22 protein-coding genes are annotated in these 26,662 nt (G+C 55.2%); 2 read left to right on the top strand and 20 right to left on the bottom strand.

Annotated features, from left to right (window positions below; translation table 11 throughout):
* Positions 1 to 2: 2 nt before the first annotated feature.
* The 20 genes from K6958_RS04495 to rpsB form a co-directional block, all read right to left on the bottom strand.
* A complete protein-coding gene (locus K6958_RS04495) occupies positions 3 to 392 on the bottom strand; it encodes a VOC family protein (protein ID WP_249893538.1) in 390 nt (129 codons plus the stop codon).
* A 71-nt stretch (positions 393 to 463) separates the two neighbouring features.
* Positions 464 to 2,623, bottom strand: coding sequence for a lysine decarboxylase LdcC (locus K6958_RS04490; protein ID WP_249893537.1), 2,160 nt, complete (start codon positions 2,621 to 2,623; stop codon positions 464 to 466).
* A gap of 105 nt (positions 2,624 to 2,728) precedes the next feature.
* Positions 2,729 to 2,914, bottom strand: coding sequence for a YegP family protein (locus K6958_RS04485; RefSeq protein WP_249893536.1), 186 nt, complete (start codon positions 2,912 to 2,914; stop codon positions 2,729 to 2,731).
* A 158-nt stretch (positions 2,915 to 3,072) separates the two neighbouring features.
* Positions 3,073 to 4,032 (bottom strand): acetyl-CoA carboxylase carboxyl transferase subunit alpha, encoded by a 960-nt coding sequence (gene accA / locus K6958_RS04480; RefSeq protein WP_249893535.1) that lies wholly within the window; start codon positions 4,030 to 4,032, stop codon positions 3,073 to 3,075.
* Between the two features lie 12 nt (positions 4,033 to 4,044).
* Positions 4,045 to 7,527: a DNA polymerase III subunit alpha gene (dnaE, locus tag K6958_RS04475; RefSeq protein WP_249893534.1), complete on the bottom strand. Its 3,483-nt coding sequence runs from the start codon at positions 7,525 to 7,527 to the stop codon at positions 4,045 to 4,047.
* Positions 7,528 to 7,559: 32 nt separating this feature from the next.
* The gene (gene rnhB / locus K6958_RS04470) at positions 7,560 to 8,186 is read right to left on the bottom strand and encodes a ribonuclease HII (RefSeq protein ID WP_249893533.1); all 627 of its coding nucleotides are present in this window, start codon (positions 8,184 to 8,186) and stop codon (positions 7,560 to 7,562) included.
* Positions 8,179 to 9,327, bottom strand: a complete 1,149-nt coding sequence (gene lpxB, locus K6958_RS04465) for a lipid-A-disaccharide synthase (RefSeq protein WP_249893532.1) — start codon at positions 9,325 to 9,327, stop codon at positions 8,179 to 8,181. The genes rnhB and lpxB overlap by 8 nt, the downstream gene beginning before the upstream one ends.
* Before the next feature lie 3 nt (positions 9,328 to 9,330).
* Positions 9,331 to 10,119, bottom strand: a complete 789-nt coding sequence (lpxA, locus tag K6958_RS04460) for an acyl-ACP--UDP-N-acetylglucosamine O-acyltransferase (RefSeq protein WP_249893531.1) — start codon at positions 10,117 to 10,119, stop codon at positions 9,331 to 9,333.
* A 3-nt stretch (positions 10,120 to 10,122) separates the two neighbouring features.
* Positions 10,123 to 10,578, bottom strand: coding sequence for a 3-hydroxyacyl-ACP dehydratase FabZ (gene fabZ, locus K6958_RS04455; protein ID WP_038628041.1), 456 nt, complete (start codon positions 10,576 to 10,578; stop codon positions 10,123 to 10,125).
* Between the two features lie 196 nt (positions 10,579 to 10,774).
* Positions 10,775 to 11,800 carry a UDP-3-O-(3-hydroxymyristoyl)glucosamine N-acyltransferase gene (lpxD, locus tag K6958_RS04450; protein WP_249893530.1) on the bottom strand — a complete coding sequence of 342 codons (1,026 nt, stop codon included), beginning with the start codon at positions 11,798 to 11,800 and terminating at the stop codon, positions 10,775 to 10,777.
* Between the two features lie 3 nt (positions 11,801 to 11,803).
* Entirely contained in the window at positions 11,804 to 12,301 is a 498-nt protein-coding gene (skp, locus tag K6958_RS04445) for a molecular chaperone Skp (protein ID WP_249893529.1), read from the bottom strand.
* A 125-nt stretch (positions 12,302 to 12,426) separates the two neighbouring features.
* Positions 12,427 to 14,832 (bottom strand): outer membrane protein assembly factor BamA, encoded by a 2,406-nt coding sequence (gene bamA / locus K6958_RS04440; RefSeq protein WP_249893528.1) that lies wholly within the window; start codon positions 14,830 to 14,832, stop codon positions 12,427 to 12,429.
* A 52-nt stretch (positions 14,833 to 14,884) separates the two neighbouring features.
* Positions 14,885 to 16,225 carry a sigma E protease regulator RseP gene (gene rseP, locus K6958_RS04435; RefSeq protein ID WP_249893527.1) on the bottom strand — a complete coding sequence of 447 codons (1,341 nt, stop codon included), beginning with the start codon at positions 16,223 to 16,225 and terminating at the stop codon, positions 14,885 to 14,887.
* A gap of 12 nt (positions 16,226 to 16,237) precedes the next feature.
* Entirely contained in the window at positions 16,238 to 17,095 is an 858-nt protein-coding gene (cdsA, locus tag K6958_RS04430; RefSeq protein WP_249893526.1) for a phosphatidate cytidylyltransferase, read from the bottom strand.
* A gap of 18 nt (positions 17,096 to 17,113) precedes the next feature.
* Complete coding sequence (ispU, locus tag K6958_RS04425) at positions 17,114 to 17,866, bottom strand: (2E,6E)-farnesyl-diphosphate-specific ditrans,polycis-undecaprenyl-diphosphate synthase (RefSeq protein ID WP_249893525.1); 753 nt, start codon at positions 17,864 to 17,866, stop codon at positions 17,114 to 17,116.
* A 188-nt stretch (positions 17,867 to 18,054) separates the two neighbouring features.
* Entirely contained in the window at positions 18,055 to 19,257 is a 1,203-nt protein-coding gene (gene ispC, locus K6958_RS04420; RefSeq protein ID WP_249893524.1) for a 1-deoxy-D-xylulose-5-phosphate reductoisomerase, read from the bottom strand.
* A gap of 141 nt (positions 19,258 to 19,398) precedes the next feature.
* Positions 19,399 to 19,956 (bottom strand): ribosome recycling factor, encoded by a 558-nt coding sequence (gene frr, locus K6958_RS04415; RefSeq protein ID WP_103059952.1) that lies wholly within the window; start codon positions 19,954 to 19,956, stop codon positions 19,399 to 19,401.
* A gap of 140 nt (positions 19,957 to 20,096) precedes the next feature.
* The gene (gene pyrH, locus K6958_RS04410; protein WP_104956350.1) at positions 20,097 to 20,822 is read right to left on the bottom strand and encodes a UMP kinase; all 726 of its coding nucleotides are present in this window, start codon (positions 20,820 to 20,822) and stop codon (positions 20,097 to 20,099) included.
* A gap of 157 nt (positions 20,823 to 20,979) precedes the next feature.
* Positions 20,980 to 21,831: a translation elongation factor Ts gene (gene tsf, locus K6958_RS04405; RefSeq protein WP_249893523.1), complete on the bottom strand. Its 852-nt coding sequence runs from the start codon at positions 21,829 to 21,831 to the stop codon at positions 20,980 to 20,982.
* Between the two features lie 189 nt (positions 21,832 to 22,020).
* Positions 22,021 to 22,746 (bottom strand): 30S ribosomal protein S2, encoded by a 726-nt coding sequence (rpsB, locus tag K6958_RS04400; protein ID WP_165786513.1) that lies wholly within the window; start codon positions 22,744 to 22,746, stop codon positions 22,021 to 22,023.
* 363 nt (positions 22,747 to 23,109) lie between these two features.
* Between rpsB and map the strand changes: the two genes are divergently transcribed.
* Together map and glnD are read left to right on the top strand one after the other, a co-directional pair.
* Positions 23,110 to 23,904, top strand: a complete 795-nt coding sequence (map, locus tag K6958_RS04395; protein WP_249893522.1) for a type I methionyl aminopeptidase — start codon at positions 23,110 to 23,112, stop codon at positions 23,902 to 23,904.
* Positions 23,905 to 23,988: 84 nt separating this feature from the next.
* Entirely contained in the window at positions 23,989 to 26,643 is a 2,655-nt protein-coding gene (glnD, locus tag K6958_RS04390) for a bifunctional uridylyltransferase/uridylyl-removing protein GlnD (protein WP_249893521.1), read from the top strand.
* Positions 26,644 to 26,662: the final 19 nt, after the last annotated feature.

Here is a 26,662-nt window from a genome sequence, read left to right as displayed (position 1 = left end):
TTTTAAGCCTGGTATAGCTCAAGCGGCAAATTATCCGGGTCGCTAAAAAAGGTAAAACGTTTGTTGGTCAGCGGATCGAGACGAACAGGCTCACAGGCGACGCCCTTTTCCCGCAGAAAGTCACAGGCGCGATCGATATCGTCCACCGCGAACGCCAGATGACGTAGGCCGCAGGCTTCCGGGTGGCTAACGCGGGCGGGCGGCGTCGGGAAAGAGAACAGCTCAATCAGATACTGCCCGTTCAGCGCCAAATCGCCTTTCCATGAATCACGTTCGGCGCGATAAACTTCCTGCTGCAGCGTAAAGCCAAGAATATCGCAGTAAAACGTCTTGCTGCACGCATAGTCACTGGCGATTACCGCAATATGATGAACCTGTTTGATACCCAGCATAGCTTCTCCTTTGTTTACAGCAGCACCCTACTCACTCACAAGAGTTGAAGCAAGACGGCATAATCTGCAAGTTAGCGCTCGGTATCCGGCCCCTCCTGTTTAAGCACCCGCACCAGATAGCGCCCATCCTCGGTAAGTTTGGCGCCGTGAATATCGGTTTCAAACCCCGGATAATGACGGCCAATCGCACACAGCATCAACAGAAAATCGAGTACGGCCCGGCTGGATTCAGTGATCGTTTCCCCTGGCATTACCAGCGGCACGCCTGGCGGGTAAGGCAAAATCATATTGGCCGATACGCGTCCGATCATTTGATCGATCTCGACGGTCTCTACTTCTCCTTTTACCTGCAGCTGAAACGCCCGATGCGGCGTCATTTTCATCTCCGGCAGCACATCAAACGCCTTCAGCATCAGACGCGGCAGATCGTGCTGGCTGATCATCTGATGAATGCCCTGCGCCAGCGTCTGGATACGCATATTGCGATAGAAGTCGGGATCTTCGGCGTAGAGATCCGGCAGGATATTTTTCACCCGCAGATTCAGATCGTAAGCGCGCTTAAAGTCCAGCAGCGCGCGCAGCAACCCCATCGCCCGGGTTTTGTCGATCCCGATACTGAACAGAAACAGCAGATTATAAGGTCCGGTTTTTTCCACCACGATGCCGCGTTCATCAAGGAATTTCGCTACCAGCGCCGCCGGGATCCCCTCTTCCGCCATTTCACCCTGTTCGCTCATGCCCGGCGTCAGGATGGTGACCTTGATCGGATCGAGATACATATGATCGCGATCGGCATCAATAAAGCCGTGCCAATCCTCTTCTCCCGGCTGGATCGGCCAGCACTCCGCCTCTTCAATACCGTCCGGCTGCCAGATATCGTAAAACCAGCTGTCTGACTCTTCGCGCAGCCGCTGGATTTCGCGACGGAAATGCAACGCCCGCTCAACGGAACGGTTAATCAGCCGACGTCCAGGATTGCCACGCAGCATCGCCGCCGCCGTTTCGATAGAGGCGACAATGGAATAGTTAGGTGAGGTGGTGGTATGCATCATGTAGGCTTCATTAAAGGTTTGCTCATCGTAGTCGCCTTTAATGTGGATCAGCGAAGCCTGAGAGAACGCCGCCAGCAGCTTATGGGTGGACTGGGTTTCATAAATCACTTTGCCCGGCGTGCGGTCGCCACTCATGCCGCTTTTGCCCATATAGATGGGATGAAAATTGGTGTATGGCACCCAGGCGGAATCGAAGTGAATCGAAGGCACCTCCAGCGTCTCTTTAATATAGCGGGTGTTATACAACAGGCCGTCATAGGTGGAGTTAGTGATTACCGCATGTACCGGCCAGCTGGCATGCTCGGTTTGCGCCACCTTCAATGCAATACTTTCGCGCGTGAACTCGCGTTTCGGAATACCGCCGAGAATGCCCAGCGCATTACGCGTCGGCTTTAGCCAGATCGGCACAATATCGCTCATCATCAGTAAATGAGTGAGCGATTTATGGCAGTTGCGATCGATAAGCACCGTGCTGCCCGCCGGCGCGGCGTACATGCCGACAATCTTATTCGAGGTCGAGGTGCCGTTAGTCACCATATAACTCTGCTCGGCGCCAAAGGTGCGGGCAATATATTCTTCCGCTTCCAGATGCGGTCCGGTGTGATCGAGCAGCGAGCCCAGCTCGGTAACAGAAATAGAGGTATCGGCCTTTAAGGTGTTCGGGCCATAAAAATCATAAAACAGCGTGCCGACCGGGCTTTTTTGAAAAGCGGTGCCTGCCATATGGCCCGGCGTACAAAAGGTATATTTCCCTTCCTTGACATAGGTGAACAGCGCGCGCGTCAACGGCGGCGTAATGTTTTCAATATACTCATCGGTATACTGGCGGATACGCTGGGCAATATCTTCTTCCACGCCAAGCGCATATTCAAAGAACCACAGCGCCATGCGCATTTCATTAATACTGATATCCATGGTGGAATGGGTATTAATAAAGGCGTAGAGCGGTAGATACTCATTGAGTTGATTGATCTCGCTACAGAGATCCAGACTGTATTCATCCCAGTCAAAAATCACGCCGCATACCCGCGGATTATGCTCAATCAGCTTAACTAAATCGTTAGCGTCTTTCGGATAGATAAGATCGAACCCCTGGCCGATCAGCGCCTGATGCAGCTGGCGGATCGGTTCATCTTTATAAAAAGCGTTATGCGGTCCCATTATCGCAATAATATTCAATTCGCACCTCCAGGTAGATGAGCGATAAAGAATAAGCATAGCGGATAGCGCAGGGGGGAGCAGACAGACCCGCTGAATAGCAGGTCTGGAAAGACATAGCGCAACTTAACTGCGATCGTAGACGGTGGTGGACGGCGCGTTGACGCGTACGGAGGCGATGCCGTTTTCCGCGCCCTGCTTACTGGCGTACATCTCGCTTACCGCAATAATTTCATGATTGGCGGCACGCAGGACAAAATACCAGGGCTGCGGCGTATCTTTACTCGACTTACGTATTTCGTAATATCCCATTTTATCTCCCGTTATTGCTGTTTATTTCCAGGCGGCTCAACTTCCCTCATCGCCGTGTGTAAAACAATCGATAACAGGATATTTATTGCGGGAAATCGTCTTGTCGTCAAAGTAAAAAAGGCGGCCCGTAGGCCGCCCTGTTAGTCACCCGATGGAAATCAGGCGTAGCCGTAGTTCATCAAACGATGATAGCGGCGATTCAGTAACTCTTCGGTATTCAGCCCGTCCAGATCGGCCAAATCGGCCAGCAGCTGAGCTTTTAGTGAAGCGGCAATCGCCAGCGGATCGCGATGCGCGCCGCCCAGCGGTTCAGGAACGATAGAATCGATCAGCTCCAGCTCTTTCAAACGCGGCGCAATGATGCCCATCGCTTCAGCGGCCAGCGGCGCTTTGTCTGCGCTCTTCCACAGAATTGAGGCGCAGCCTTCCGGCGAAATCACCGAATAGGTGCTGTACTGCAGCATATTGACCTTATCGCCGACGCCGATCGCCAGCGCGCCGCCGGAACCACCTTCCCCGATAACGGTACAGATCACCGGCACTTTCAGACCGGACATTTCACGCAGGTTGCGTGCGATAGCCTCAGACTGACCGCGCTCTTCCGCGCCCACGCCCGGATAAGCACCCGGCGTATCGATAAAGGTAATAATCGGCATCTTAAAGCGCTCGGCCATTTCCATCAGGCGCAGCGCTTTGCGATAGCCTTCCGGCGCCGGCATGCCGAAGTTACGACGAATCTTCTCTTTGGTTTCGCGACCTTTTTGATGGCCGATGATCATTACCGGGCGTCCGTCCAGGCGCGCAATGCCGCCGACAATCGCTTTGTCATCCGCATAGGCGCGATCGCCAGCCAGTTCATCAAAGTCAGTAAACACGTTACGGACATAGTCCAGCGTGTAAGGACGCATCGGATGACGCGCCAGCTGCGCGATCTGCCATGCGCCCAAATCGGAGAAGATTTTACGGGTCAGCTCAACGCTTTTTTCGCGCAGACGCTGGATCTCTTCATCCAGATTAATATCGTGTTTTTCATCCTGACGGCCAACCGACTTGAGGGAGTCGATTTTCGCCTCCAGTTCTGCAATTGGCTGTTCAAAATCCAGGTAATTAAGACTCATAATGTTCCTGTTTTAGTCAAACTCCAGTTCCACCTGCTCCGATCCTATCAGCGATCGCAGGTCATTTAGCAAACGATCGCAGGGAGATACGCGCCAGGCTGCGCCAAAACGCAGCTTAGCCCGCGCATCCGCTCTCTGATAGTAGAGATGTACCGGAATTGTCCCCGAACGATGGGGTTCCAGAGACTGACGGAGACGGTTTAAAAGCTGGTCATCAATTTGCCTGTCCGTCAGCGAGATAGCAAGTCCGCGCGCGTATTTTTCACGTGCCTCATCGATATCCATAATTTCGCGAGCGGTCATTTTAAGCCCACCGCTAAAATCATCAAAGCTGACCTGTCCGCTGACGATCAGGATACGGTCTTTTTCCAGCAGCTGCTGGTATTTATCAAGCGCATCTGTGAACAACATCACTTCCAGACGACCGGAACGGTCATCCAGCGTGCAGATGCCAATACGGTTACCGCGTTTAGTGACCATCACGCGGGCCGCCACCACCAAACCGGCCGCGGTGGTAATCTTACCGCGCTCGGTTGGATGCATCTCTTTCAGGCGAACGCCACCCACGTAGCGCTCAATTTCTTTCAGGTACTGATTTATCGGATGGCCGGTGAGATAGAGACCCAACGTCTCGCGCTCGCCATCCAGCTGCACCTGTTCCGGCCATGGCGTAATGCTGGCGTAAGATTGCTCTACCTGTTCCGGCTCTTCCGCCAGCACGCCAAACATATCCGCCTGCCCGATCGCTTCCGCTTTCGCATGCTGATCCGCCGCCTTCAGCGCATCGCCCAGCGCGCTCATCAGCGCGGCGCGGTGCGGTCCCAGGCGATCAAACGCGCCGGACATGATCAGTTTTTCCATCACCCGACGGTTAATTTTTTTCGGATCGGTGCGCGCGCAAAGATCGAACAGCTCGCGGAAATAGCCATCTTTATTACGCGCTTCGATAATCGCTTCGATCGGGCCTTCACCGACGCCTTTGATCGCGCCGATACCATACACGATTTCACCGTCATCATTGACGTGGAACTGATAGAGGCCGGAGTTGATATCCGGCGGCAGTACTTTCAGCCCCATACGCCAGCACTCGTCCACCAGGCCGACGACTTTCTCGGTGTTGTCCATATCGGCAGTCATCACCGCCGCCATAAACTCGGCCGGATAGTGCGCCTTCAGCCACAGCGTCTGGTAAGAAACCAGCGCATAGGCAGCGGAGTGTGATTTATTGAAGCCGTAACCTGCGAATTTTTCCACCAAATCGAAGATTTTCATCGACAGCTCGCCGTCGATGCCCATGCTTTCCGCGCCCTCTTTAAACACGGAACGCTGCTTGGCCATCTCCTCCGGCTTTTTCTTACCCATGGCACGGCGCAGCATATCTGCGCCGCCGAGCGTATAGCCCGCCAGCACCTGGGCGATCTGCATCACCTGTTCTTGATACAGAATAATGCCGTAGGTCGGCTCCAGCACCGGTTTCAGGGATTCGTGCTGCCACTGAATATCAGGATAGGAGATCGCTTCACGGCCATGTTTACGGTCAATGAAGTTATCCACCATCCCCGACTGCAGCGGGCCGGGACGGAACAGCGCCACCAGCGCGATCATATCTTCAAAGCAGTCCGGCTTCAGACGTTTAATCAGGTCTTTCATGCCGCGCGATTCCAGCTGGAACACCGCCGTGGTTTCCGCGCGCTGCAGCATATCAAAACTTTTTTTATCTTCCAGCGGAATCGCGGCGATATCGATCGGCGGCTCGCCCTGCTTCGCCCGGCGCGCGTTGATCATCTCTAGCGCCCAGTTGATGATCGTCAGGGTACGCAGGCCAAGGAAGTCGAACTTCACCAGCCCGGCATATTCCACATCGTTTTTATCAAACTGGGTAACCGGATGGTTACCATGCTCATCACAGTAAAGCGGCGCGAAGTCGGTAATTTTAGTTGGCGCGATCACCACGCCGCCGGCATGCTTACCGGCGTTACGCGTGACCCCTTCCAGCTTGCGCGCCATATCGATCAGCGCCCTGACCTCTTCATCCGCCTCGTAGATTTCCGGCAGCTGCGGCTCGGCGGCAAACGCTTTCTCCAGCGTCATGCCCGGATCGGGCGGCACCAGCTTAGAGATACGGTCAACGAAGCCATAGGGATGCCCCAGCACGCGGCCCACGTCGCGGATAACCGCCTTCGCCGCCATGGTGCCGAAGGTAATGATCTGCGATACCGCATCGCGCCCATACATATCGGCGACGTGCTCAATAACCTGATCGCGCTTCTCCATACAGAAGTCGACGTCGAAGTCAGGCATCGATACGCGCTCCGGGTTCAGGAAGCGTTCAAACAGCAGGTCAAATTCCAGCGGATCGAGATCGGTAATTTTCAGCGCGTAGGCCACCAGCGAACCGGCGCCTGAGCCACGCCCCGGCCCCACCGGGATACCGTTATCCTTCGACCACTGGATAAACTCCATCACGATCAGAAAGTAGCCGGGGAAGCCCATCTGGTTGATAACGTTAAGTTCGATCTCCAGACGCTCGTCATATTCCACCCGCTTGCGCGCCCGCTCTTCCGCATCGGGAAACAGAAACTCAAGGCGCTCTTCCAGCCCTTCGCGCGAACGCTTCACCAGAAAATCTTCGGTGGTCATCTCCCCGGTGGGGAATTGCGGCAGGAAGTATTCGCCCAGCCGCACGGTGACGTTGCAGCGACGCGCGATTTCCACGCTGTTTTCCAGCGCTTCCGGGATATCGGAAAAGAGCTCGCACATCTCTTCGGCGCTGCGCATATACTGCTGCGGGCTGTAATTACGTGGGCGTTTGGGATCGTCCAGCGTATAGCCGTCGTGGATCGCCACGCGGATTTCATGCGCGTCGAAGTCATCTTCGTTGATAAAGCAAACTTCATTGGTCGCCACCACCGGAATGCCTTCGGCAATCGCCAGCTCGACGGCGGCGTGCAGATAGCTTTCTTCATCCGGACGCCCGGTGCGGATCAGCTCAAGATAGTAGCGATCGGGGAAATGTTGCTGGTAAAAAGCCAGACACTGCGCCACCAGCGCCTGATTGCCGCGCAGCAGACTGCGGCCTACATCGCCGCGCCGTCCGCCGGAGAGCAGAATCAGCCCCTCCTGAAGGTCGGCCAGCCAGTCACGTTCGATTGTCGGGCCTTCCGGGCCATAGCCGCGCTGATAGGCGCGTGAAATCAGCAGCGTCAGATTTTGGTAGCCGACGTTATTCATCGCCAGCACGGTAATCTGCGTCAGTTCATCGCCCATTAGCTCACTGGCGACCAGAAAATCGGCGCCAATAATCGGTTTAATCCCTGCGCCGTGCGCCGTACCGTAAAATTTCACCAGCCCGCACAGGTTGGTAAAGTCGGTGATTGCCATCGCTGGCATCCCGAGAGCCGCGGTTTTTTTCACCAGCGGGCCGGTCTTCGCCAGTCCATCGACCATCGAATAATCGCTGTGGATACGCAGATGAATAAAACGTGGTTCGGCCATCTTTCTTTCCGGTTAACTGCAGCAAAGCGCGCTTAGCGCGCGCGATTGGCGGTGAGAGTCGTCACTTCGATGTCCAGCAGCGCATTGCGCACCGGAGCAAAACTACGACGATGGTGCGGCGTAGCGCCATGCTCTGTCAACATCGCCAGATGTTGCGCGGTGGGATAACCTTTATGCTGTGCAAAGCCGTACTGCGGAAAAACCGCATCCAGCTCGGCCATTTCGCGATCGCGCGTCACTTTAGCGATAATAGAGGCGGCGCTGATTTCCGCCACCAGGCTATCGCCTTTTACTACCGCTGCGGACGGCATCGGCAGCTTCGGGCAGCGGTTGCCGTCAATTAATACATAATCAGGCGTGACGGCCAGCCCGGCCACGGCGCGCTGCATCGCCAGCATCGTGGCATGCAATATATTAAGCTGGTCAATCTCTTCCGGTTCGGCGCGGCCCAGGCTCCAGGCCAGGGCGTTTTCACGAATTTCATCGTACAGCGCCAGCCGACGCTTTTCGCTCAACTTTTTCGAGTCCGCCAGACCGGCGATCGGACGCGCGGGATCGAGGATCACCGCCGCCGTCACGACCGCGCCGACCAGCGGCCCGCGTCCAACTTCATCAACGCCAGCGATCAGCCGCGCGTTGGGATAAATAAATTCAGCCATTAGCCAACTCCAGTACGGCCTGAGCCGCTTGTTCATCGGCATTCCAGCGGATCTGCTGGTGTAATTCTGTAAAGGTCGCCAACAGCTTGTCGCGCGTTACGCCCTGCGCCAGCAACGGCTCCAGCGCGGCGGCCAGCCGTTCGGGCTGACATTCATCCTGCAGCAGTTCCGGCACCAGTTCGCGTCCGGCCAGCAGATTGGGCAACGAAACATAGTCGGTTTTAACCAGCCGCTGCGCCAGCCAGAAGGTAGAGGGCTTCATCCGATAGCCGACGACCATCGGACATTTCGCCAGCATGCACTCCAGCGCCGCCGTACCGGACGCCAGCAGCGCCGCATCGCTGGCAATCATCGCTTCGCGGCCATGGCCGTCCAGCAAATGCAGCGGCAGCTCAGGGGCGACCTTTTCTTTAATTTGCTCAAACTGTTCGCGCCGCCGGGTGTTCACCAACGGCACCACGATCTCCAGCTGCGGCCACTTTTCACGTAGCCGCTGCGCCGTTTTGAGAAAATCGGCGCTCAGCATCTCGACTTCTGCTGAACGCGAGCCGGGCAGCAGCGCCAGGCAGAGCGCCTGCTCGTCAATGCCCAACGTGCGCCGCGCCGCGGCTTTATCCGGCTGAAGCGGCATAGCATCCGCCATGGTATGCCCGATAAAACGACAGGGAACATCAAAGCGATCGTAAAAGGCTTTTTCGAACGGCAGGAAGGCCAGCACCAGATCGGTAGCGCGACCGATTTTGTATACGCGGTTTTGTCGCCACGCCCATACCGAAGGACTGACATAGTGGATAGTGCGGATGCCACGCTGTTTCAACCGCCCTTCAAGGGTAATGTTGAAATCGGGCGCATCAATACCGACAAAGACATTGGGCTTAAGGGCCGTAAAGCGGCGGGTTAAATCACGGCGGATTTTTAACAGGCGCGGCAGGCGCCCCAGCACCTCAACAATGCCCATGACCGCCAGCTCTTCCATGTCGTACCAGCTTTCACAGCCTTCCGCCAGCATGCGCGGGCCAGCCACGCCGACAAAGCGGGCGTCAGGATGTTTGGCCTTTAGCGCACGAATTAAACCGGCACCAAGAATATCGCCGGAGGTTTCTCCGGCGACAAGGGCAATCGTTAAAGGACGAGCAGCCATAAGTTAACGAATCAGACCTCGCGTTGAGCGGGCAAAGAAATCATAAAACGGCTTAACTTCCGCGTGCTTCTGCGCCAGCGCTTCGATTTCCGGCTTCACTTCATCCAGCGTTCTGCCGCTGCGATATAACAGCTTATAGGCCGCACGAATTGCATGCAGCGCTTCTTTATCGAAGCCGCGACGTTTCAGACCTTCAATATTAATGCCAAACGGCGTCGCGTGGTTGCCCTGCGCGATGACGTAAGGCGGCACATCCTGCGCGACGCCGGAACAGCCGCCCACCATAACGTGCGCGCCGATAATACAGAACTGATGCACCGCCGTCATACCGCCAATAATGGCAAAGTCATCCACCGTCACGTGCCCGCCCAGCGTGGCGTTATTAGCAAAAATACAGCGGTTGCCAATGATGCAGTCGTGAGCGATATGCGCATTTACCATCAGCAGGTTATCGCTGCCGATGCGGGTCACGCCACCGCCCTGCACCGTACCACGATGAATGGTCACGCTTTCGCGGATGCTGTTGCGATCGCCAATTTCAACGCGCGTTGGCTCACCAGCATATTTCAGGTCCTGGTTTACCTCACCGATAGAGGCAAACTGGGTAATAATATTGTCTTTACCGATGCGGGTATGTCCGTTCACCACCACGTGGGATTTCAGGACGGTACCTTCACCAATTTCAACATTCGCACCGATATAGCAGAAGGGGCCAATGTGGACACGGGCACCGATAACGGCGCCCTCTTCGACGATAGAACTTGGATGAATTACGGCAGTTGCATCAATCACGTATTATGCCTCCCGGCTACGGGCACACATCATGGTCGCTTCACAGACAATTTTACCGTCTACGGTAGCAACGCCTTTAAAGCGCGTCAGGCCACGACGGGTTTTTTCGAAAGTCACTTCCATAATCATCTGATCGCCCGGCACCACCGGACGCTTAAAGCGCGCTTCGTCAATTCCGGCAAAGTAATACAGCTCGCCCGGCTCCAGTTTACCGACGCTTTTAAACGCCAGGATACCTGTCGCCTGCGCCATTGCCTCAAGGATCAACACGCCCGGGAAAATCGGTTTACCAGGGAAATGTCCCTGGAAAAACGGTTCGTTAACCGAGACGTTTTTCACCGCTCGCAGATATTTGTGCTCTTCGAACTCCAGGACACGATCGACCAGTAAAAATGGGTAACGGTGCGGCAGCAGTTCTAAAATCTCTTCAATATTCAGAGTATGAGTTTCAGTAGTCAAAATACTCTTCCTGTCCTAAAAATTCTGATGGCATCAATAACACGGCCTGCACCGATCGGACGATCGTCGGCAGGCCGCAAATTAGTTTATGTGGCGCCTGGCTTCCCTGCTTAGCATGTTTTATTTATGAAAGCCGGACAGCGGTGAAACGGGCGTTGAGTCGTTTTACCGACTGTACGCTCAATGAAACGGGCGTTTAGTCGTCTTTGCCGACTTTACGCTCAATGGCTTTTAAGCGCTTGCTCATTTCATCGATATTCATCACCAACGCTGCGGTTTTACGCCAGGTTTTATTAGGTTGCAACGGAATGCCTGAAGAGTATACCCCAGGTTCAGTGATGGGGCGCATCACCATTCCCATGCCGGTTACCGTCACTTTGTCACAAATTTCCATGTGTCCATTAATGACGCTGGCCCCACCGATCATACAGTAACGACCGATTTTCAGGCTACCCGCCATGATTACACCGCCAGCAACGGCCGTATTGTCGCCAATCACTACGTTATGTGCAATCTGACACTGGTTATCAATGATAACACCATTACCAATCTGAGTGTTATCCAGTGCGCCGCGATCGATAGTGGTGCAAGCGCCGATTTCAACGCGATCGCCAATAACCACCGAGCCGAGCTGCGGGATCTTCACCCAGTTGCCGCGATCGTTGGCATAGCCGAAGCCGTCAGCGCCGATCACCGTGCCGGACTGAATCAGGCACTGCTGACCAATGCGGATTTCATGATAAATAGTGACGTTGGCCCACAGACGCGTGCCGGCGCCGATATGGCTGTTTTTACCCACGAAGCAGCCTGCGCCGATCACTACGTTATCGCCCAGTACGACGCCAGACTCGATCACCGCATTGGCGCCAATGGAAACATTGCTGCCCAGCGTCGCGCTGGCGTCAATTACCGCGCTTGGGGCGATATTCTGCGCTGGCTGCGGCGTGGTATCAAGCAGTTGCGCCATGCGGGCGTAGGTCAGGTAAGGGTTTTTAACCACCAGCGCGGCGCTGTGGCACCACGGGAGATCGTCTTGCGTCAATACCACGGCGGAAGCGCGGCACTCAGCAAGCTGCTCACGGTAGCGGCTGTTGGCGAGAAAAGTGATTTGACCATCTTGGGCGGAGTGCATAGAAGCAATGCCGGAGATGGCGATATCGCCATCTCCGTGCAATTCTGCATCCAACTGCTGGGCTAAATCAGCCAGTCGAATTGAGGACATGGATTATTTAACCTGTTTCAGAACGTCAGCAGTGATGTCTTTGGCATTCGCAGCATAAGCGACTGCGTTAGCGTCGATAACTACATCGTAACCATCATCAGCAGCCACTTTCTTCACCGCGTCCTGAATACGGCTCAGCAGTTTATTACGCTCTTCCATCTGGCGACGACGATTGTCCTGCTCGAAAGCCTGCGCTTTACTGGAGAACGCTTCGCGCTGAGACATGATGTCTTTTTCCATACGGCTGCGCTCGCTGGCCTTCATGGTGGAAGCATCACGTTGCAGGCGCTGCATTTTTGCCTGTAGATCGCGTTCCTGGCTCTGCAGATCGGTAGCGCGGCCTTTAAATTCGTTTTCCAGCTGCTTCGCAACAGAGGCACGTTGCGGTAACTGTTGGAAAATGCTGGACACGTTTACCACGGCAATTTTATCAGCAGCCTGAGCGCCTGCGGAAACCGCTAAAGCGAGACCCAGACCTGCGGCACACAACAACTTTTTCACTATTAACTCCTTACCATCAACGTTTGTGTCAAAGACACACTTTTGCCTGAGACTCCGGCCGGCAGGAAACCCGCAGGCCAGGGAACAGTGCGATACTTAACAGCTATGCTTCCCTGAAGCGGACATTACCAGGTTTTACCAATGTTAAACTGGAACTGCTCCGCTTTATCTCCATCATATTTCTTAACCGGCTGGGCGTAAGAGAACACCAGCGGGCCGAGCGGCGACATCCACTGCAGCGCGATACCGCTGGAGATGCGAATGTTGCCCGGATCGCTGTAGTCCGGAATGCCCGCAGCGCGGCTATCCGTAGTGTTATCCCAGTTGGTATCCCACACGGTGCCGGCATCCACGAACAGTGAGGTACGCACCGAGTTGGAATACTTCTCGCTGATAAACGGCGTTGGGGTGATCAGCTCCATGCTGGCCACCGCCATGGCGTTACCCCCGATTGCATCATCCGATTTACACAGGTTTTGGTTGCCGGAACAGGTCGACGAGTTGTCGTTCAGGTAAGCCGCTTTCGGTCCAATGTTATTGGAACGGAAGCCGCGCACCGTACTGGAGCCGCCCGCGTAGAAGTTCTCATAGAACGGCAGCTCTTTACCGCTCAGACCGTCGCCATAACCGACGCGGCCGCGACCCAACAGTACCCAGGTATGATCGTCATTGATCGGCATGTACTGCTGCGTATCCAGCGTAACCTTGTAGAAGTTGTTGTCCGATCCCGGAATTGTCACTTTACCGTTCAGGTTGGTACGGTTACCGGAGGTCGGGAAGAAGCCGCGATCCAGGTTGTTGTACGTCCAGCCATAGTTAAAGGTAAAGTCATCGGCGGAATATTCGCTGTCGCCTGACAGTGAAGGGTTCTGGCCCACCGACTCCAGGTAACGCCACATCGCCACCTGCGGCTGCATATTCGACAGGTCGTTATGCACATAGCCCAGGCCCACGCGCAGCGTGTTGTTCTCATTGACCGGGAAGCCCAGCGTGCCATCTACACCATAACTCTTGTTGGTATAGTCAGACAGGTCGGCATCATCCGCTTTAAAGTCGTTATAGAAAATACGTCCGCCGAGGCTCACCCCATCCACCGTAAAGTACGGGTCGGTCAGGGAGAATTCCGCGTAGGTTTGATAGTCGTTTTTGGTGCCGCTGATGCCAACGGTGTTACCGGTACCCAGCCAGTTATCCTGGGTCACGCCCACCTGGAAGCTCACGCCGCTTTCGGTGCCGTAGCCAATACCAAAGTTAAAGGTACCGGTGTTACGCTCTTTCACCTTATAAACGACGTCGACCTGATCCGGCGTACCCGGCACGCGCTGGGTATCCACATCCACCGTTTCGAAATAGCCGGTACGGTTCAGACGCTCTTTGCCCTGCTCAACCAGGTTGCTGCCCAGCCATGCGCCTTCCATCTGACGCATTTCACGGCGCAGTACCGAATCTTTCGAGGTATCGTTGCCTTCGAAACGCACTTTGCGCACGTAGTAACGGTTACCGGCATCGACGTTCACATGCAGCTTAACCGTTTTATCGGCATCGTTAATTTCCGGCTGCGTCACCACGCGCGGATAGGCGTAACCATAGCGGCCTAACAGCTGCTTGATGTTGTCTTCCATTTTGGTGACTTTGGTGCCGTTATACAGCTCGCCCGGTTCCACCTTCGCCAGACTTTCGATCTCTGCGGAGTGACCGGCCATGCTGCCATTCACCACCACGCCGGAAAGCTTATACTGCTCGCCTTCGTTAATGTTGATGGTGATATAGATGCCTTTTTTATCCGGCGTCAGGCTGACCTGGGTGGAATCGATATTGAAACGCGCGTAGCCGCGATCGAGATAGAAGCTGCGCAGGGTTTCTAAATCGCCCGCCAGTTTCTGCTTCTGATATTTACGATCGCCGACCAGGTTCCACCACGGCACTTCATCACGCAGCTGGAAGCGCGAGATCAGCTCATCAGAGCTGAAGGCTTTATTACCGACTACGTTAATCTGCTGGATTTTCGCCGAAACGCCTTCAGTGAACACCAGTTTAAGATCGACGCGGTTGCGCGGCAGCGGGGTCACGACAGCTTTTACGCTGGCGCTATATTTACCCACGCTGTAGTAGAAATCTTCCAGCCCTTTCTCAATGCTGGAAATGGTGGTGCGATCCAGCGCTTCGCCGACGCGCACGCCGGAAGCTTCCAGATTTTGTTTGAGCATGTCATCTTTCACCGCCTTGTTACCGGAGAAAGTGATGCTGGCAATGGTGGGACGCTCTTTCACCTGAACGATCAGCGTGTTGCCGTCGCGCAGAACCTGAACATCTTCGAAATTCCCGGTAGCAAACAGGGCGCGAATGGTATTACTGACATCTTCATCGTCTACCGTATCACCAACACGCACCGGCATGCTGAGCAGAGCCGCACCGACAGCGACTCGCTGCAGTCCTTCGAAATGAATGTCCTTCACTACGAACCCGTCTGCACCGTAAACGGTGGCGCTGCTAAACAGCAGCGACGCTATGAGCAACTTTTTCATCGCCATCGTTGTTATGCGTTCTTCCTAACACGTCTCAGCCTGAATAACGTTCCGGTCATCACAGGCGAGAGAAATCATTGAATAGTGCAAGCCCCATTAACAGCACCAGCAGAATTGAGCCAATGCGATAACTGAAGTCCTGAACTCGCTCAGACACCGGTTTCCCTTTGATTTTTTCAATCGCCAGGAAAAGCAGATGCCCACCATCTAATACCGGTAACGGGAAAAGATTAATAATACCGAGGTTCACGCTGATAAGCGCGAGAAACATCAGGTAATAAATCATCCCATACTCTGCTGACATCCCGGCGCCTTGCGCGATAGAAATCGGCCCGCTCAGGTTGTTCAGCTTAACATCTCCGGTGATCAGTTTGCCAAGCATGCCGACCGTTAGCTTCATTAACTGCCAGGTTTTCTCCCCAGCCTCGCCAATCGCGGCAAACGGGCCATACTGGCGCACCGTTTTATACTCCTCAGGCAGCGGCAGCACGCGCGGCACAACGCCAGCGAACCCTTCCGAACCCTTTGCGGCCGGCGTCAGTGACACATTGATCACGCTGCCCTGCCGTTCCACATCCAGCGCAATCGCCTGATTAGGACGCTCCCGCACCAGATTGACAAACTGCCGCCAGTCCGCCAGCGGTTGACCATCGACTTTAACGATCCTGTCTCCTGCTTGCAAACCTGCCGCACTGGCAGGTGAGTTCGCCTGGACTTGCGCCAGAACCGTTTCAATCTCTGGGCCGCGCGGTTCAATGCCTAATGCAACCACCGGATCCTGCTTATCAGGTTCGAAATGCCAGTTACGCAGATCGACCTGTTTTTCCACGCGCTGCGATGAGCCGAACGGCGCCAGGCTTAAGGTCACTTCGGCATCGCCGATTTTACCCACCAGCGCCATGCGCACAGCATCCCAGTCAGGCGTTTCGATACCATCAACCGCTTTAAGTTCCATGCCAGGCGAAATTTGCGCCTGCGCCGCTACCGAGCCGCTCACGATTTCACCGGTTACCGGACGGACGCCCGGCACGCCGTGAATAAAGACCAGCCAGTAAGCGAAGATAGCAAACAGAAAGTTAGCGACAGGGCCGGCGGCGATCACCGCGGCTCGCTGCAGCACCGTTTTATTATTGAAGGATTGATGACGCAGCTCGGGCGGCACGCTTTCTACGCGCTCGTCCAGCATTTTGACGTAGCCGCCCAGCGGAATTAAGGCAATCACATATTCAGTGCCGAGACGGTCGCGACGACGCCAAATCGCTTTACCGAAGCCGACGGAAAAGCGCTCGACTTTAATGCCGCAGCGGCGCGCAACCCAGAAGTGACCAAACTCATGAACGGTAATCAGTACGCCCAGCGCAACGATAAAGGCGGCAAGACTCCAGATAAAGCTCAGCATAACGTCTTGTCCTTACAGCGCCCTGAATACCAACAGCAGCAAACAGGCGAAAACCGGCACTGCCGCCGTCAGGCTGTCAATGCGATCGAGGATGCCGCCGTGACCGGGAATAAGATGTCCGCTGTCTTTAATGCCCGCTTCACGTTTAAACATGCTTTCGGTGAGATCGCCCAGTACAGAAGCCAGCGCCGCAATAACGGAACAGGTTAGCAATACGCCCGGCGCCACGCTCAGCGGCGCCCAGAGGCCAAACAGCCACGCAATTAGCGCGGAAGTTAGCAGGCCGCCAAAAAAACCTTCCCAGGTTTTGCCCGGCGAAACTTTCGGCGCCAGCTTATGTTTGCCGAACAAACGGCCAAACATATAGGCTCCGGAATCGGCGCCCCAGACCAGGATCATCACATACAGCAGCCACCAGGCGCCGGCGAAATGGTCGGCATCATAATGATACTGACGCAGCGCGACCATGCCGCAGAAGAACGGGACGATGGTGAAAATGCCGAAAATCAGACGCAGCACGCGCGAATGGCGCCAGAGCCCCGCCGAGGCTGGATAGCGCAGCACCAGCAACAAAGCGCCAATCCACCACGCCAGGGCGATCCAAAGCGAACCGCCTATTTGCGGCAGCTGAACGGCATGTTGATAAGGGGGAAGCGTGAAGAGCATCACGGCAAGCAGCAGGCCGCAAAGCACGGCCAGCCAGATACGTTGCAGACGGGAGGTGAAGCCAGCAAACTGGCCCCATTCCCATGCGGCCAGCATGCACACCACCAGAGTGGTAATGGCAAATCCTGATGGCGGTAACCAGAAAAGCGCAGCAATCACCAACGGGATCAGGATGAATGCTGTAATCAGACGCGACTTCAGCAAAGGTTACCCCCAGGGCGCTCAGGCGCCGCCAGGTGCTGCGCCGCCAAATCGACGCTCACGATGTGAAAAAGCATTCATTGCACCTTCAAAAACTTGTTCGTCAAAATCAGGCCAGAGAACATCGGTAAAGTAAAACTCCGCGTAGGCGATTTGCCACAGCAGGAAATTACTGATGCGGTGTTCCCCCCCGGTCCTTATTACCAGATCCACCGGCGCCAAATCATGCATACAGAGAAATTCGGACAGCGTAGATTCTTCGATCTGGTCAGGACGGAGTAAACCTTCCTGCACCTGCTCGGCTATCTTTTTTACGCCGTGAATAATATCCCAACGGCCGCCATAATTCGCGGCAATGTTGAGGGTTAATCCATTATTTTGTTGAGTCAGTTCCTCAGCGCGACGAATGCGCTCCTGTAAGCGTGAATTAAAACGGCTAATATCGCCAATAATTCTTAACCGAACATTGTGCTTGTGCAGGCTTTTTACTTCGCTATCAAGCGCCCAGACAAACAGCTCCATCAACGCCACCACTTCCTGCGCCGGACGGGACCAGTTTTCGCTACTGAAGGCATAAAGCGTGAGCGCTTCCAGTTTATTACTTACCGCGAAGCTTACGGCGCGACGCACCGATTTCACGCCCGCTTTGTGACCGGAAACACGGAGTTTACCCTGATTTTTCGCCCAGCGGCCGTTGCCATCCATGATGATGGCCACATGACGCGGGCCTGTCCGCTGCTGGTCATCGGTTGTTATTTGAGTTTCGGACGACATAACGCGTATTCATTTCCTTTCATCAGAAATACAGCGGCTTCTGAATACATTTCCCGTGCGGCTGTAAAAAAGCCGTGACGACCACGGCTCTGTTCACCGCTTTGGCTGTGTGTAAATGCGAAACGGGAGCCGGGGACTATACCAGTTTCATCCCAGGCTCACAAATAGCGGCCACGCAAATTGGCGAATTAACCCGCCCTGGCGAAACGCGGCAGCAACGCCTGCGCGGCACGACGCGACTCGCTATCGATGACTAATACCGCTTCTACGCTTTGTGGTTCGCCGTGATGCAGCGCTGCCAATACTGCTGCATTAAGCGCGGCAATATCGGTAAAGCGAATTTGCCCCTGAAGAAACGCGGCGACCGCAATTTCATTTGCCGCATTCAGCGCGGTGGTCGCCGCCTGCCCCTGTTCACACGCATCCATTGCCAGTTTCAGGCAGGGATAGCGATTAAAATCAGGCTCGGCGAAGGTTAACGCCTTCATGCGGGTAAAATCGAGCGGCGTTACGCCAGCTTCTACACGCTGCGGCCAGGCCATCGTATGGGCGATCGGCGTGCGCATATCCGGCGATCCCAGCTGCGCCAGCACACTGCCGTCGCGATAACGCACCATAGAATGAATGACCGACTGCGGGTGCAGAATAACTTCCATCTGCGCATCGGTTGCATTAAACAGCCAGCGGGCTTCAATGTATTCCAGGCCTTTATTCATCATGGTGGCGGAGTCAACAGAGATTTTTCGCCCCATCGACCAGTTCGGATGCGCGCAGGCCTGCTCCGGCGTAACGGTTGCCAGTGCCGACAGCGGCGTGTCACGAAACGGTCCACCCGATCCCGTAAGGATAATCGACTCTATGCCGTTTTCCTGGAGGTTAGCGTATCCTAACTGTTGTTGGATGGAAGCCGGTAAACTCTGAAAAATGGCATTATGCTCGCTGTCGACCGGTAGCAAGCGCGCGCCGCTGGCACTCACCGCCTCCATAAATAAACGGCCGCACGTGACAAGCGACTCTTTATTGGCCAACAGCACGGTTTTTCCGGCGCGAATCGCCGCCAGCGTAGGAAGCAGCCCCGCCGCACCGACAATCGCCGCCATCACCTGATCGACATCATCCAGCGCCGCCAGCTGACACGCGGCCTCTTCGCCCGCCATTACCTCTGTCTTAACGCCCTGCTCGCTAAGACGCTGACGCAGCTGCTGCGCGGAAGCCTCGTCCGCCATGGCGGCAAAGGCGGGACGGAAACGCAGGCACTGCTCGGTCATCAGATCGACGTTATAGCCGGCGACCAGCGCCTTGATCGCATAGAGATGGGGGTTTGCCTGCACCACTGCCAGCGTATTGGTGCCAATCGATCCGGTGGAGCCGAGAATGGTTAATTGCTTCATGAGGCCGCTCTGTGTAGAAAATTCGGACACGGCGCTACAGAGAAATGCGCCAGTGCGCCAATCATGGTGGGACAAAACAAAACGCCGTCAAACAGCGTAAGCTGTACGCTGTGGACGGCGTTTTACCGAGGCTGGATGGAATTAGAAATCCATCAGCTCCGTTTCTTTTTCAGCCAGCGCGGCATCAACTTTTTTGATATACGCGTCGGTCATTTTCTGGATTTCATCCTGCGCGCGGCGCTCTTCATCTTCGCCGATCGCTTTATCTTTCAGCAATGCCTTGATTTTATCGTTAGCATCGCGACGCACGTTACGCACGGAAACGCGACCCTGCTCGGCTTCGCCGCGCACGACCTTAATCAGATCTTTACGACGTTCTTCCGTCAGCGCTGGCAGCGGCACGCGAATATCGGTACCGGCAGAGCTCGGATTCAGGCCGAGATCGGAGGACATAATCGCCTTCTCAACGGCCTGGCTCAGGGAGCGGTCAAACACGTTGATCTTCAGCGTGCGTGAGTCTTCGACGGTAACGTTGGCCAGCTGGCGCAGCGGAGTCGGCGTACCGTAATACTCAACTACGATACCGTCGAGAAGCGCTGGTGATGCGCGGCCAGTGCGTACTTTGCCGATGTTATTTTTGAACGCCTCAACGCATTTTTCCATGCGCGTGTCGGCATCTTTTTTGATGTCGTTAATCACGTTGTAACCCTTGGATTCTGTTTGACCTGCCACAGCTGCGTGTCAGGAAACGGTAAAATTCGTCGGTAATCCTGAACGGTGCGCGTCGCTTATTTGCGCCGCGCAGACAGAATATACCTTATTTTACGCCGTGACGGATATTAATGCGTAATCAGGGTGCCTTCTTTTTCACCCATCACCACACGACGCAGCGCGCCCGGCTTATTCATATTGAAGACGCGAATCGGCAGCTGATGGTCGCGCGCCAGCGTAAAGGCGGCTAAATCCATCACTTTCAGCTCACGCTCCAGCACTTCCTGATAGGAGAGCTGATCGTACAGCGTGGCGTCCGGGGATTTCACCGGGTCGGCGGAATAAACGCCGTCGACTTTGGTCGCCTTCAGTACCACATCGGCTTCGATTTCGATACCGCGCAGGCAGGCTGCGGAATCGGTGGTAAAGAAAGGATTGCCGGTGCCGGCAGAGAAAATAACAACGCGATTATTACGCAGCAGGCTAATCGCTTCCGCCCAGCTGTAGTTATCGCACACGCCGTTAAGCGGAATTGCCGACATCAGACGCGCGTTCACATAGGCGCGGTGCAGCGCATCACGCATCGCCAGGCCGTTCATGACGGTCGCCAGCATGCCCATATGATCGCCGACAACGCGATTCATTCCCGCCTGAGCCAGACCCGCGCCGCGGAACAGGTTACCTCCACCAATAACGACGCCAACCTGAATACCCAGCTCAACCAGCTCTTTAATTTCCTGAGCCATGCGGTCGAGCACGCTCGCGTCGATGCCGAAACCTTCGGCGCCCTGTAGCGCTTCGCCGCTTAATTTTAGCAGGATACGTTGATAAACAGGTTTTGCATTGGTAGCCATGGTCGTTTTTTTCCTGGAAGCTATCATGAAAATAATGAGGAGTTAGATCCGAACTATCATCCGCTTAGCCGGTTGGGAAAGCTATTGGGATGAGACTGAAAAATGGTGAAGATCTCAGACAAAAAAGAACCGCCGATTGGCGGTTCTTTTGGGACCATTAAGACTGCTTGGACATGGCCGCTACTTCAGCAGCGAAGTCGCTTTCTACTTTCTCAATGCCTTCACCCACTTCGAAGCGGATAAAGTTGATCACGTCGGCGCCTTTCTCTTTCAGCAGCTGACCAACGGTTTTGCTCGGATCCATAACGAAATGCTGACCGGTCAGGGAAACTTCGCCGGTGAACTTGTTCATACGGCCCTGAACCATTTTCTCTGCGATTTCGCGCGGTTTGCCAGACTGCATGGCGATGTCCAGCTGGATCTGGTGCTCACGCTCAACCACGTCAGACGGTACGTCTTCCGGCTTAACGTATTCCGGCTTGCTTGCTGCAACGTGCATTGCAACGTGTTTAACCAGCTCTTCATCAGCGCCAGTTGCAGAAACCAGAACGCCGATACGTGCGCCGTGCAGGTAAGAACCAACCATCTCGCCTTCCAGGATAGCTACGCGACGGATGTTGATGTTTTCACCGATTTTCGCTACCAGCGCGGTGCGCTGATCTTCGAATTTCGCTTTCAGAACATCGATATCAGCGATGCGCTCAGCGGTAGCGGCAGCGATAACTTCTTTACCGAAAGCCAGGAAGCCTGCATCTTTCGCAACGAAGTCGGTTTCGCAGTTCAGCTCAACGATCACGCCGGTGTTGCCAGAGACTTCAGTCAGGATAACGCCTTCAGCAGCAACGCGACCCGATTTTTTCGCCGCTTTCGCCTGACCTGATTTGCGCATGTTGTCAATCGCCAGCTCGATGTCGCCATTGGCTTCAACCAGCGCTTTTTTACATTCCATCATGCCAGCGCCAGTACGCTCGCGCAGTTCTTTTACCAGAGCAGCGGTAATATCAGCCATTCTCTCTTCCTCAGTTGTCTGTTGCCTGCTTGCCCCGCTTTAACCTGCCGCGGGTCAACAGCTTCTGTTAGCAGGAGTGCTTCGCAGCCAGGCCAGGTGCCGGGCCGCGGTTAAAAAAATAAAGGGGCCATAATCGGCCCCTTACAGATCACATCTGAATGATAAGGGCTCTGTACAGAGCAAACCTTATTAAGCGTTCTCTAAAGAAGCTTCTTCTGCCTGCTCAGCCAGATCCTGAGAACGGCCTTCGCGCACGGTGGTCGCTACAGCAGTCAGGTACAGGCTAACAGCACGGATCGCATCGTCGTTACCCGGGATGATGTAATCAACGCCATCCGGATCGGAGTTGGTATCAACGATAGCAAATACCGGGATACCCAGGTTGTTTGCTTCTTTGATTGCGATGTGCTCGTGGTCAGCATCGATCACGAACAGTGCGTCCGGCAGACCGCCCATGTCTTTGATACCGCCCAGGCTGTTTTCCAGCTTGGCCAGTTCACGAGTACGCATCAGCGCTTCTTTTTTGGTCAGTTTGTCGAAAGTACCGTCCTGAGACTGAGTTTCCAGATCTTTCAGACGTTTGATTGACTGACGAACGGTTTTCCAGTTAGTCAGCATACCACCCAACCAGCGGTGGTTTACGAAGAACTGGTCGCAGCTCAGAGCAGATTCTTTGATAGCTTCGCTGGCAGCGCGCTTAGTACCAACGAACAGGATCTTGCCTTTACGGGAAGCGATTTTGTTCAGCTCAGCCAGAGCATCGTTGAACATCGGAACCGTTTTCTCAAGGTTGATGATGTGAACTTTGTTACGCGCACCGAAGATGAACGGCTTCATTTTCGGGTTCCAGTAACGGGTCTGGTGACCGAAGTGAACACCAGCCTTGAGCATGTCGCGCATGGAAACAGTTGCCATGATTACCTCTGTAGTAAGTTTGGGGTTGGGCCTCCACATATCCCATGCAACCGACCCCGAAAGGCACCCCGGCGCATGTGCCGATATGTGTGTGTTGTTTACACGGGAGATTTATGCGTTTCCCGCAGGGCTTTTCAGCCTTACATGGAATCGTCGGCGCGCTTTATACCATAAAGCGCGATTTGACGCCAATAATTGTTCGCGTCGCTTTCGCAGCGAATAATAGGCCGCTGCCGTTGCGTAATGATGACAATTAGCGTCAGCGGGGGCTAAACGCCCAGTGGCAGCCTACAGGCCGACCTGCTAACATGGCACCACTTGCTCTATTATTGTCGAAAATGACGACAACTGCGGATTAAATTAATGGCAATTTCAATTAAAACCCCAGAAGAAATCGAAAAAATGCGCGTCGCGGGACGTCTCGCCGCTGAAGTGCTGGAGATGATCGAACCTTACGTTAAACCGGGCGTTTCTACCGGCGAACTCGATCGCATTTGCAATGATTATATCGTAAACACGCAGCATGCCGTTTCTGCCAGCCTGGGCTATCACGGATTCCCGAAATCGGTCTGCATCTCAGTGAATGACGTGGTTTGCCACGGCATTCCCAGCGACGATAAACTGCTGAAAGAGGGTGATATCGTTAATATCGACGTGACGGTGATTAAAGACGACTATCACGGCGATACCTCAAAAATGTATCTCGTCGGCAAACCAACCATCCAGGGCGAGCGACTGTGCCGCATAACCCAGGAAAGCCTCTATCTGGCGCTGCGTCTGGTGAAACCGGGCATCCGTCTGCGCACGCTGGGCCGCGAGATCCAGAAATTCGTTGAAGCGCAGGATTTTTCCGTGGTGCGTGAATATTGCGGGCACGGCATCGGCAAAGGCTTCCATGAAGAGCCGCAGGTGCTGCATTATGATGCTGATGACGGCGGCGTAGTGCTGCAGCCGGGCATGACCTTTACCATTGAGCCGATGGTCAACGCTGGCGATTACCGCATCCGCAGCATGAAAGATGGCTGGACGGTAAAAACTAAAGATCGCAGCTTGTCGGCGCAGTATGAGCATACTATTGTGGTGACGGAAAACGGCTGTGAAATTCTTACCTTGCGTAAAGATGACACCATTCCGGCAGTGCTGGTCAACGAAGCCTGAGGGCGCGGACACCGCCTGACCGTGGTTTAACGAAAGCCGACTTGACGTCGGCTTTTTTTATGGCGAAAGCGGAGCAACTCTTCCATGCGCAATGGCGTGACCGATGAAGTAATCAATGGCCTGGCCGAATCGGCGTCAGGCTGGGAGGATACGCAGCTCACGCGTGAGTTGCTAAAGCAGCATCTTGAACGCTTCCAGCAGCATCTTGCCGCCGCATTTGACGCCGGTGAAGATGTCGCGACCCTAATCGATGCCCGAACGCTGTTTATTGATGCCTTGCTGCGTCGCCTGTGGCGATTTTACGGTTTTGAAGCGCGCGATGGCGTTTCGCTGGTGGCGGTGGGCGGCTTTGGTCGCGGCGAGCTGCATCCCCTTTCCGACATCGACCTGCTGATCCTGAGCCGTAAAACGCTGGATGAACAGAGCGCGGCGCAGGCCAGCGAGCTGCTGACGTTGCTATGGGATCTGAAGCTGGAGGTGGGCCACAGCGTGCGCACGCTGGAAGAGTGCCTGCTGGAAGGGCTTTCCGATCTTACCGTCGCCACCAACCTGATTGAATCCCGAATGCTGGTTGGCGATGTGGCACTGTTCCTCGAACTGCAAAAACATATTTTCAGCGACGGCTTCTGGCCCTCTTCGCGCTTTTACGCCGCCAAAATCGCTGAGCAGCAGGAGCGCCATAAGCGCTATCACGGTACCAGCTACAATCTGGAGCCGGATATTAAAAGCAGCCCCGGCGGCCTGCGCGATATTCATACCCTGCTGTGGGTGGCGCGCCGCCACTTCGGCGCCACCTCGCTGGATGAAATGGTCGGTTTTGGCTTTCTTACTGAAGCCGAACGCAACGAGCTGAATGAATGTCAGGCTTTTCTCTGGCGCATCCGCTTCGCCCTGCACCTTACCCTGCCCCGCTACGATAACCGGCTGTTGTTCGATCGTCAGCTTACCGTCGCGCAACGCCTGGATTACCGGGGCGAAGGCAACGAACCGGTCGAGCGGATGATGAAAGACTTTTTCCGCGTGACGCGGCGCATCGGCGAACTCAATCAGATGCTGCTGCAGCTGTTTGACGATGCGATTCTGGCACTGGATGCCACCGATAAACCGCAGCCGATCGATGAAGACTTTCAGCTACGCGGCGGCCTGATCGATCTACGCGATGATGCGCTGTTCAGCCGTCAGCCGGCGGCGATTATGCGCATGTTTTGGGTGATGGTGCGCAATGAAAATATCAAAGGCATCTATTCATCTACCCTGCGCCAGCTGCGTCACGCGCGCCGTAATTTGCAACAGCCGCTCTGCTATCTGCCGGAGGCGCGAAGCCATTTTCTCGCCATCCTTCGCCATCCGGGCGCGGTCAGCCGGGCGCTGGTGCCGATGCATCGTCATAGCGTGCTGTCCGCCTATATGCCGCAGTGGAGCAAAATCGTCGGCCAGATGCAGTTTGACCTGTTTCATGCCTACACGGTGGATGAACATACCGTACGCGTACTGCAAAAGCTGGAAAGTTTCGCCAGCGAAGAGACCCGCTCGCGCCATCCGCTTTGTGTGGAGCTGTGGCCGCGTCTGCCGCAGCCGGAGCTGCTGCTGCTGGCGGCGCTGTTTCACGATATCGCCAAAGGCCGCGGCGGCGACCACTCCATTCTCGGCGCGCAGGACGTGCTGGCCTTTGCCGAGTTGCACGGCCTGAACTCCCGCGAGGCGCAGCTGCTTGCCTGGCTGGTGCGCTATCATCTGCTGATGTCGGTCACCGCCCAGCGGCGCGATATTCAGGACCCGACGGTGATTCAGCAGTTCGCGGAGGTGATGCAGAACGAGAATCGCCTGCGCTATCTGGTCTGCCTGACGGTGGCGGATATTTGCGCCACCAACGAAACGCTGTGGAACAGCTGGAAACAGAGCCTGTTGCGCGAACTGTTTTTCGCCACGGAAAAACAGCTGCGCCGCGGAATGGAAAACTCTCCCGATCTGCGTGAGCGCGTACGCCATCATCGCCTGCAGGCGTTAGCCCTGCTGCGTATGGATAACATCAATGAAGAGGCGCTGCACCAGATCTGGAGCCGCTGCCGCGCCGACTATTTCCTGCGCCATACGCCTAACCAGCTGGCGTGGCATGCGCGTCATTTAATGAACCATGACCTGCACCAGCCGCTGGTGCTGGTCAGCCCGCAGGCGACGCGCGGCGGCACGGAAATCTTTATCTGGAGCCCGGACCGCCCCTACCTGTTCGCCGCCGTGGCCGGCGAGCTGGACCGCCGTAATCTCAGCGTGCACGATGCGCAGATCTTTACCAGCCGCGACGGGATGGCGATGGATACCTTTATTGTGCTGGAGCCGGACGGCAGTCCGCTGGCGGCAGATCGTCATCAGATGATTATCCAGGCGCTGGAGCAGGCGATTACCCAGACTAGCTGGACGCCGCCGCGCACCCGCCGTCAGTCGGCGAAGCTGAAACATTTTAACGTCGATACCGAAGTGCGCTTTCTGCCATCCTTTAATGAGCGCCGTACCTGGCTTGAACTGATCGCGCTCGATCGCCCCGGCCTGCTGGCGCAGGTAGGCGAAGTTTTCGCCGACTTAGGTATTTCGCTGCACGGTGCGCGTATCAGCACCATCGGCGAACGGGTCGAAGACCTGTTTATTCTGGCCGATGATGAACGCCGGGCGCTGAGCGCCAATTTGCGCCATAAGCTGCGACAACGGTTGACAGAGGCCCTTAATCCAAACGATAAAGTGTGACCCCGATCTTTTTTACACC

The organism is Mixta hanseatica (assembly GCF_023517775.1).
Taxonomy (GTDB): Bacteria; Pseudomonadota; Gammaproteobacteria; order Enterobacterales; family Enterobacteriaceae; genus Mixta; species Mixta hanseatica.
Note: the sequence above shows the minus strand (reverse complement) of the source record. Positions and strands in the feature narration are given on the sequence as shown.